The 7,761-nt window shown below is 37.8% G+C and carries 8 protein-coding genes; all 8 read left to right on the top strand.

Going from position 1 to position 7,761, the window contains the following annotated elements; all coding sequences use genetic code 11:
- Window positions 1-209 precede the first annotated feature (209 nt).
- The 8 genes from ABEG11_RS13530 (at window position 210) to lnu(H) (ending at window position 7,490) form a co-directional block, all read left to right on the top strand.
- Entirely contained in the window at window positions 210-431 is a 222-nt protein-coding gene (locus ABEG11_RS13530) for a hypothetical protein (RefSeq protein ID WP_348824694.1), read from the top strand.
- Window positions 428-664: a hypothetical protein gene (locus tag ABEG11_RS13535; protein WP_348824695.1), complete on the top strand. Its 237-nt coding sequence runs from the start codon at window positions 428-430 to the stop codon at window positions 662-664. The genes ABEG11_RS13530 and ABEG11_RS13535 overlap by 4 nt, the downstream gene beginning before the upstream one ends.
- 89 nt (window positions 665-753) lie before the next feature.
- Window positions 754-1,602: a class I SAM-dependent methyltransferase gene (locus ABEG11_RS13540; protein ID WP_348824696.1), complete on the top strand. Its 849-nt coding sequence runs from the start codon at window positions 754-756 to the stop codon at window positions 1,600-1,602.
- 180 nt (window positions 1,603-1,782) lie between these two features.
- Window positions 1,783-2,340 carry an OmpH/Skp family outer membrane protein gene (locus tag ABEG11_RS13545; RefSeq protein WP_348824697.1) on the top strand — a complete coding sequence of 186 codons (558 nt, stop codon included), beginning with the start codon at window positions 1,783-1,785 and terminating at the stop codon, window positions 2,338-2,340.
- A gap of 76 nt (window positions 2,341-2,416) precedes the next feature.
- Window positions 2,417-4,687, top strand: coding sequence for a helix-turn-helix domain-containing protein (locus ABEG11_RS13550; protein WP_348824698.1), 2,271 nt, complete (start codon window positions 2,417-2,419; stop codon window positions 4,685-4,687).
- Window positions 4,688-5,252: 565 nt separating this feature from the next.
- Window positions 5,253-5,750, top strand: coding sequence for a hypothetical protein (locus ABEG11_RS13555; RefSeq protein WP_348824699.1), 498 nt, complete (start codon window positions 5,253-5,255; stop codon window positions 5,748-5,750).
- Window positions 5,751-6,091: 341 nt separating this feature from the next.
- Complete coding sequence (locus ABEG11_RS13560; protein WP_348824700.1) at window positions 6,092-6,469, top strand: hypothetical protein; 378 nt, start codon at window positions 6,092-6,094, stop codon at window positions 6,467-6,469.
- 250 nt (window positions 6,470-6,719) lie between these two features.
- The gene (gene lnu(H), locus ABEG11_RS13565; RefSeq protein WP_188601790.1) at window positions 6,720-7,490 is read left to right on the top strand and encodes a lincosamide nucleotidyltransferase Lnu(H); all 771 of its coding nucleotides are present in this window, start codon (window positions 6,720-6,722) and stop codon (window positions 7,488-7,490) included.
- Window positions 7,491-7,761 lie beyond the last annotated feature (271 nt).

Below are 7,761 nucleotides of genomic sequence, written 5' to 3' on the forward strand. Positions count from 1 at the left end.
TTTGAGAGTTCAGATTTGAGAGTTCAGATTTGAGAGTTCAGATTTGAGAGTTCAGATTTGAGAGTTCAGATTTGAGATTTGGATTTTGAGATTTGGATTTTGAGATTTGGATTTTGAGATTTGGATTTCACCAAAATTTTTTTGTTCCACGTGAAACTACGGCCGTAAGGCTTATATTTGCTGGATAAACTGAATTATACAATTTTCAAATGAAAATTATTGAAACTGAAATTTTATCTTTGGAACAAAAATTAGCATTGTTTGATCTTTGGAATTCGCAGTATCCTGAAAGAGAAATATCCGAATTTGAAGTTTATCTGAAAGGATTAGAAGAAACAAATCATTTGTTGCTTGCAGATGAATTTAATCAAATTTTGGCTGGGCTTTTAGTTTTGTCAGAGAGCAGGAAGACTGGTTTGGAATTATTGTGAATTCAAAGAATAAGGGAAAAGGTTTTGGAACACTTTTGCTTAAAGAATTAAAAAATAAAAAACCCAGTTTGAACGGCTGGGTAATTGATAATTCGAATAATGTAAAACAAAATGGGGAGATATATTGGTCTCCAATAGATTTTTACTTTAAAAATGGATTTTCAGTTGACAAAAACATACGAATGGAAAATGATAAAATTTCCGCAGTAAAAATAAGATGGAAGAGAGAATAGCTGACGGATGTTCTTTTAATTCCAATTAAATTAAAAAAAGAATTTCTTTTCAGCTTTCAAATAGGAGCTGGAATTATTATTAAAAAGCAATGGATATTATAAACAAAAAACATTTCCTTACTGTAAAAGATTATTCTGTTTCGCAAGAAACTTTTGATTTGTATCATGATGACTCATTGGACATGCTGATCACACATCCGCAGCCGAGTTTAGATATTTTAGGCAGCTATTATGAAAGTGCCGATTATATTTCACATACTGATTCCAAAAGGTCATTATTTGAAAAAGCATATCATTTTGTTAAAAATATTGCGTTAAAAAATAAATTGGATTTAATCAATTCCTATCAATCTTCAAAAGGATCTATTTTGGATATTGGGGCAGGAACCGGAGAGTTTTTGGCTGTTGCGGGAAAAGACGGCTGGAAAACTATGGGAACCGAACCAAGTGATAAAGCAAAAGCAATCGCAAAAAGTAAGGGAGTAAATTTTGTCGAAAATACTTCAGAACTGCAAAGTCATTCTTTTGATATTATTTCGATGTGGCATGTTTTGGAACATGTGCCTAATCTGGAAGAACAAATCAAGGAACTGAAGCGATTACTAAAACCCACTGGAACTTTAATTGTGGCAGTACCTAATTTCAAATCTTTTGATGCCAGACATTATGGTAATTTTTGGGCTGCTTACGATGTGCCGATTCATTTTTGGCATTTTTCCAAAAAAGCGATTGAATTGCTATTTGCAAAGGAAAATATGCAATTACAAAAGGTTTTACCGATGAAATTTGACTCATTTTATGTGAGTCTGCTTTCTGAGAAATATAAAAGCGGTAAAATGAACTATATTAAAGCATTCCTGATAGGGTTGAAATCGAACTGGAAAGCTAGCCGAAATATGGAATACTCATCTCATATTTACATTATCAGCAATAAATAAGACCATCAAAAAGATTTATTCTAAATATCTGTATAATAGCTAAAAATTATTAAAAATAATCTTATTTATAATTAAAATTGATAGCATTTAAATCGTTAGCATTTTCAAAACTTTTTATCAATACTATCTATTTTTTTATATTTTTGTCAACCATACATAAAAAACTTGAAATACACCAAAATGAAAAAAGTATTATTATTTATCGCAATTTCTATATCACTTGTAGCTTGTGATAAAAAAGCTCCAGAAGCAAAGGAATTTAAAACGGCTTATGTGGATACGGCAGAGCTGATGAAAGAATATAACGAAACGAAAGATCTAGAAGCAAAATATAAAGGGCAGGCAGCTGAAAAAGGAAGACAACTAGAAGCTGAAATCAACAGATTTAAGCAGGAAGCTGCTAATTTTCAAGCAAATGCTCAAGCAAATGGTCAAGAGTGGGCTCAGAAAAAAGGTTCAGAATTACAGCGTAGAGAGCAGCAGTTAGCTCAGGCTCAGCAAGGCTTGCAAATGCAATTGCAGCAGGAAAGCGGTAAAGAAATGGATTCTCTTGTAAAAGGAGTTAAAAAATTCATCAAAGATTACGGTAAAGAAAAAGGATATGATTATATCTACGGTACTGGCGACGCTGCTACTGTTTTGTATGCCAAAGATTCTTATGATATTACCAAAGACATCATAAAATTATTGAACGACAAATACAAGTCGGCTCCTAAAACTGAGGAAGTAAAAAAATAATTTCAGTCTCAATAAATCTATAAAACCTTCATCTTATTTTAGTTGAAGGTTTTTTTATTCGTTTAAATTTTTTTCCATGCAATCCATTTCTGAAGCCGCTTCTTATGCCCTGCGTTTTATCAACCAGACCCAGCAGTCTGTATTCCTGACCGGTAAGGCAGGAACGGGCAAAACCACGCTTTTAAAAGAAATCATTGCCACCACACACAAAAACACAGTGGTTGTGGCACCCACAGGTATTGCGGCATTAAATGCAGGCGGTGTTACGATTCATTCGATGTTCCAATTGCCTTTTGGAGGTTTCATTCCCGACAATTCAGCACCGCAGTTCTCGGATTCGACGAAGTTTGAAACCAGGGCAACACTCCGCAGGCATTTTAAGATGAGCGGCCAGAAACGGGCAGTTATTCAAAATATGCAACTGCTTATTATTGATGAAGTCAGTATGCTTCGTGCCGATCTGCTTGATGCTATGGATTTTATGATGCAGAGTGTCCGGAAAAAATCGGCTCCTTTTGGCGGGGTTCAGGTTTTATTTATTGGCGATTTACTGCAGCTGCCACCCATTATCCGTGACGAAGAATGGCGTACACTGCGAAATTACTACCGTGGCAAATTCTTTTTTCATGCCCATGTCATGCAGCAGTATCCGCCTTTGTATATAGAACTGTCCAAAATATACCGCCAGACAGACGACCGTTTCATTTCGGTTTTGAATAATCTTCGGAACAATGAAATTACGGCCAGCGACATTCAGACGCTGAATGAATTTGTAAAACCCGATTTTGACCTGAAAGCAAATAAAGGTTATATCACTCTGACAACCCATAATGTCAAAGCCGATGTGATGAATGCCCAGGCTCTTGAAGATTTAGAAGGTGAGGCTATGACTTTTCTGCCTCAGATTACGGATGACTTCCCTGAAAAGATTTACCCAGTAGATCCCAATCTGCAGCTGAAGGAAGGTGCGCAGATTATGTTTGTAAAAAATGATCCTTCGCAGGAGAAAAATTATTTTAACGGCAAAATGGGAATTGTAAAAACAATGACCCGAAAAGAGATCTGGGTACATTTTCCCGATGAGGGCAAAACAATCGAAGTGGATAAATACGAATGGCAGAACATCAAATATACTGTAAATGAGCTGACTAAGGAAATAGAGGAGGAGGTTCTGGGAACTTTTGTGCATTATCCCATAAAATTGGCGTGGGCTATTACGGTACACAAGAGCCAGGGATTGACTTTTGACAAAGCTGTGCTCGATGTATCGCAGGTTTTTCTCCCTGGGCAGGCCTATGTAGCATTATCGCGTTTGCGTTCCTTAAATGGGCTCATTTTGCTTTCTCCGATGCGGATGAATGGTATTTCGAATGATCAGGATGTGATGGAGTATGCCGAAAACAAAGCCTCTGATGAAACTCTGGCCAATGCCTTGAAACGCGAAACAAAGAATTTTATTCTTAACTATCTGAAAAACAGTTTTGATTGGAATGAACTGGCACAAGAATGGCGCAACCATCAGTTCAGCTACAATGAAGATGCCGAAAACTCAGCAAAATCCAAGCATGCCGCCTGGGCCAAAAATCAGGCGGGGGTTATTTGGCAATTGCTTGAGCCTTCGTCCAGGTTTTTAGTGCAGCTGGATAAATTGTTCCACAGTGAACAGGTGGAATACAGCCACATATCGGACAGGATTAACGCTGCCTATAATTATTTTATGGAACCAATGGATCAGCTGCTGTATGAGATCCTCTGGAAAATTGAGGAAGTAAAACGGCTGAAAAAAGCCAGATCTTTTTATGACGAACTTGTTATTCTGGATGATCTGCAGACCAAAGCTATTCTGCAGCTGATGAAAGCAAAGCTGATGATGGCAGCCTTGGTAAACGGCGAAGCAATTTCAAAAGAAAAACTCACTTCGGCCGAAATCAAGCAATACAAAACCACCAGGATGGAACGTGCAGCCGAAGATTTTAAGAAAGCTAATATCACGCTGATTGATGATGAAAATGATGCAGACCGTTATTCGTCTAAAAAATCAGGCACTAAGGAACCCAAAAAATCGACCGTGCAGTTAACTTATGAGCTTTGGCTCGAAAAGAAAACCATTGCCGAAATTGCGCTCATCCGCAAATACAATCAGGACACTATCCTGTCGCACCTGACCAAGCTGGTGCAGTCCAGAACCATTACCATTCAGGAAGTACTGCCCGAGGACAAAATCCTAGCGCTTACCCATGCTTTTGAGGGATACGCAGAAGAATCTGTTTCTCCGTTAAAAGAAAAACATGGCGATACATTTTCGTGGGAAGAACTCAGGATGTTTAAGGCGAGCTTGAATCTCTAGCAGCCTTGGGTATAATTGTTATCATGGAACGCTGATGACGCTGATTGAACGGATTGGCACGGATTTTTTATGTAAAATGATTTAAGATAAATAGTATCTGCTGTTATCATGGAACGCTGATGACGCTGATTGAACGGATTGGCTCGGACTTTTTATGTAAAATGATTTAAGATAAATAGTATCTGCTGTTATCATGGAACGCAGATGACGCTGATTGAACGGATTGGCGCGGATTTTTTATGTAAAATGATTTAAGATAAATAGTATCTGCTGTTATGATGGAACGCAGATGACGCTGATTGAACGGATTGGCGCGGATTTTTTATGTAAAAAATGATTGAGACAAATTTTTATCTGCGTAGATCCGTTTAATCCGTGTCATCGGCGTTCTATTTTTAGACCCAAGAATCAGTTCAGCTTGTCTGCAATTCAAAATTACAGTAGTTATTTCCTTATAAATTTAACAAAATTGTTGTTTTTAGCAAGAAAAAAGCTATGTTAAAAAGTAAGAATAGTTTAGTTTTGGTTTACATTAAAATTGTAATAACCATTAAAACAACTATTTATGTCAAATTTACTCAACAACCGTCTCAACATTACAGCAACGGCGGCACAGGTAACAGCAGTCAAAGCTGCGTTTCAAACTATCCTGACCAACCTTCCTTTTCTGGTTGGATTAACGGCCGATGAACGAAAATCATTAAACGCTATCGATGTGAGTAACAAAGCTTTTACCGAGGATGCCATCAATGCGGGTGTAAGCAACCCAACGCTTGTTCCGTCCTATCTGTCGGTAGCCAACATGAAAAATGATCTTGCGCTTTTTGCCCAGCTGGACGAAATCGCCGCACTGGCAAACCAGCTCTCTCAGCGTGTTGATGATACCAGAATGCTGGCGGGGAGCGAAGCTTACGGAGCGGCACTTTCGCTGTATAAAGCCTTTGGCGGTGCGGCCGATGCTGGAGTTCCCGGTGCAGAGAGTGTAGTAGACCAGCTCAAAAAACGTTTTGCCAGCAATAGCGGTTCGGCCGTCAATACAGCACCTCCATTGCCGGTGCAGTAAACAGCCGCCACAATGGTAATAAGCCCCATTATTTGATATGGGGCTTTTTTTGTCACTGGCGGGGATGAAAAAAGGGTGTGGCAGGGATGGTTTTATGGCGTGATACACCCTAAAAAACACCGCAAAGCCCCTACAAATGGGGGTATACCACCCTGTTATTAGGGGCTTAACTCCCTAAAACAGGGAGTAAACACCCTGTTTTGTATCCCTAGCGCCCCCTAAAACAAGGGGTATAGGGGATGTTTATAGGGGGTGATACCCCCTAAAAAAGGGGGTATAGGGGGGTATAACGGTATGGTCTAGCACCCATTTTACCCCATAAATAACTTAAAAAGAACAATATGACAGTCAATAATAAAAAATACAGCCTACAAAGAGGCGAACAGTACCCAGTGGTTGGGAATTTTATCAATTATCACATTTCACAGCAGCTAGTAACTAAAGCCGATGTAGCCCGAGCGCTGAATATAGCTCCAAAAGGCCTGACAGCTTATTGCAAAAGGGACACCCTGCAGTTTGCCGTTTTGTGGAAGCTGAGTCTGGTACTCAAACACAATTTTATAGCCCAGCTGGGTGAATACTTGCCGTATCGTTTTGAAACCATTCGCGAAAAAGCGCTGAAAGAACAGCTTGCCGAGAAAGAGGCAATCATTCAGAAACTGGAAATCCAGCTCGAAACGCTGCGGGAATTTATAATCAACAAAGCGGACAAAATGTGAGACAAATCATTATATTTGTAAAAACACGCTGCTCAGCAGCGTATATACACCCAAAATGGGATATATACTCGCTATGAAGCAGCGAGTATATACAAGTTGGCGGTAATTTTACCAAACAGAATGTTGAACATAAAAAAGTATAATCCGATGAAGCTATAAGTAACTGTCCAAAATAAACAACGTAAAACTTTTTCATTGCTTTCAAAAAGTAATGCGAACTTCTATTATCAACTTTTAAAAATTAGAAAAAATGACACAGTTACAAATGATTAACAAAACAAAATCTATAGCGCAACAAGACGAAAATGTTTCCGCTGTTTTTATGTATGGTTCATTTACCAAAAACGAAGGAGACAAATATTCTGATATTGAATTTTACATCTTTTTGAAAAATAAAGAAAATTTCTCGACAGAAAAATGGGTAAACCAAATTCATCCTGTGGCTTTATATTTTACAAACGAATATGGAAGCGAAGTGGCTATTTTTAAGAATATGGTCAGAGGAGAATTTCATTTTTTAAAAACGGAGGAAATTAAAATCATCAAATCTTGGGACGGAATTGTTGCATTTAGTGATTTTGACCAGATGAACTTAATCGACAAAGACGGACTTTTAACTGAAACGCTCAATCAAATCGGAACGAAATCGCCCGAAAGAATAACAAAAGAAAATATTTTGTGGTTAAGCCAATCATTACTGAATGTTGTACTGACAACAAGCAACTTGATTAAACGAGAAGAATTTGCTCACGCTCATCACAGTTTATCAAATGTGCAGAAATACTTGCTTTGGCTTATAAGAGCAAGAACAAGCAAAACGCAACATTGGGAAAGTCCGACTAAAAGTCTCGAAAAGGACATTGACACGATTTGGTATTCAGCGTATAAAAAAGTAACATCAGATTTAAATCCCAAAAACATCGTTTTGGCTTTTGAGAACTCATTAAATTTATCGGAAAAACTATTTGATGAACTAAATATTGAACCCAAACTGAAAGAAATCCTACACAAAATAAGATAAAAAAACTACCGCCAACATCGGTTTTGCAAAAGAGCGGGTTAAGTGCAAAGTTCGACATTTATGCTTTCAATCCGCAAAACCATTTTTTATTTGCTTTTAAACTATAAATTAGCAAATAGAAAAAATGGTTTTGCTAACATTAGTGCATAATTGAAAGTTTAGTCTTTCTAATCCGCTCCTTCGCAAAGCCGCAAAACGTCAGGCTGTGAAAAAACCTCTTTTTTCGATAGTTGCAAGGCAAAAAACCTGTCCTCAAACCGCAATACAACCC

This window comes from Flavobacterium aestuarii (assembly GCF_040049115.1).
Classification (GTDB): Bacteria; Bacteroidota; Bacteroidia; order Flavobacteriales; family Flavobacteriaceae; genus Flavobacterium; species Flavobacterium aestuarii.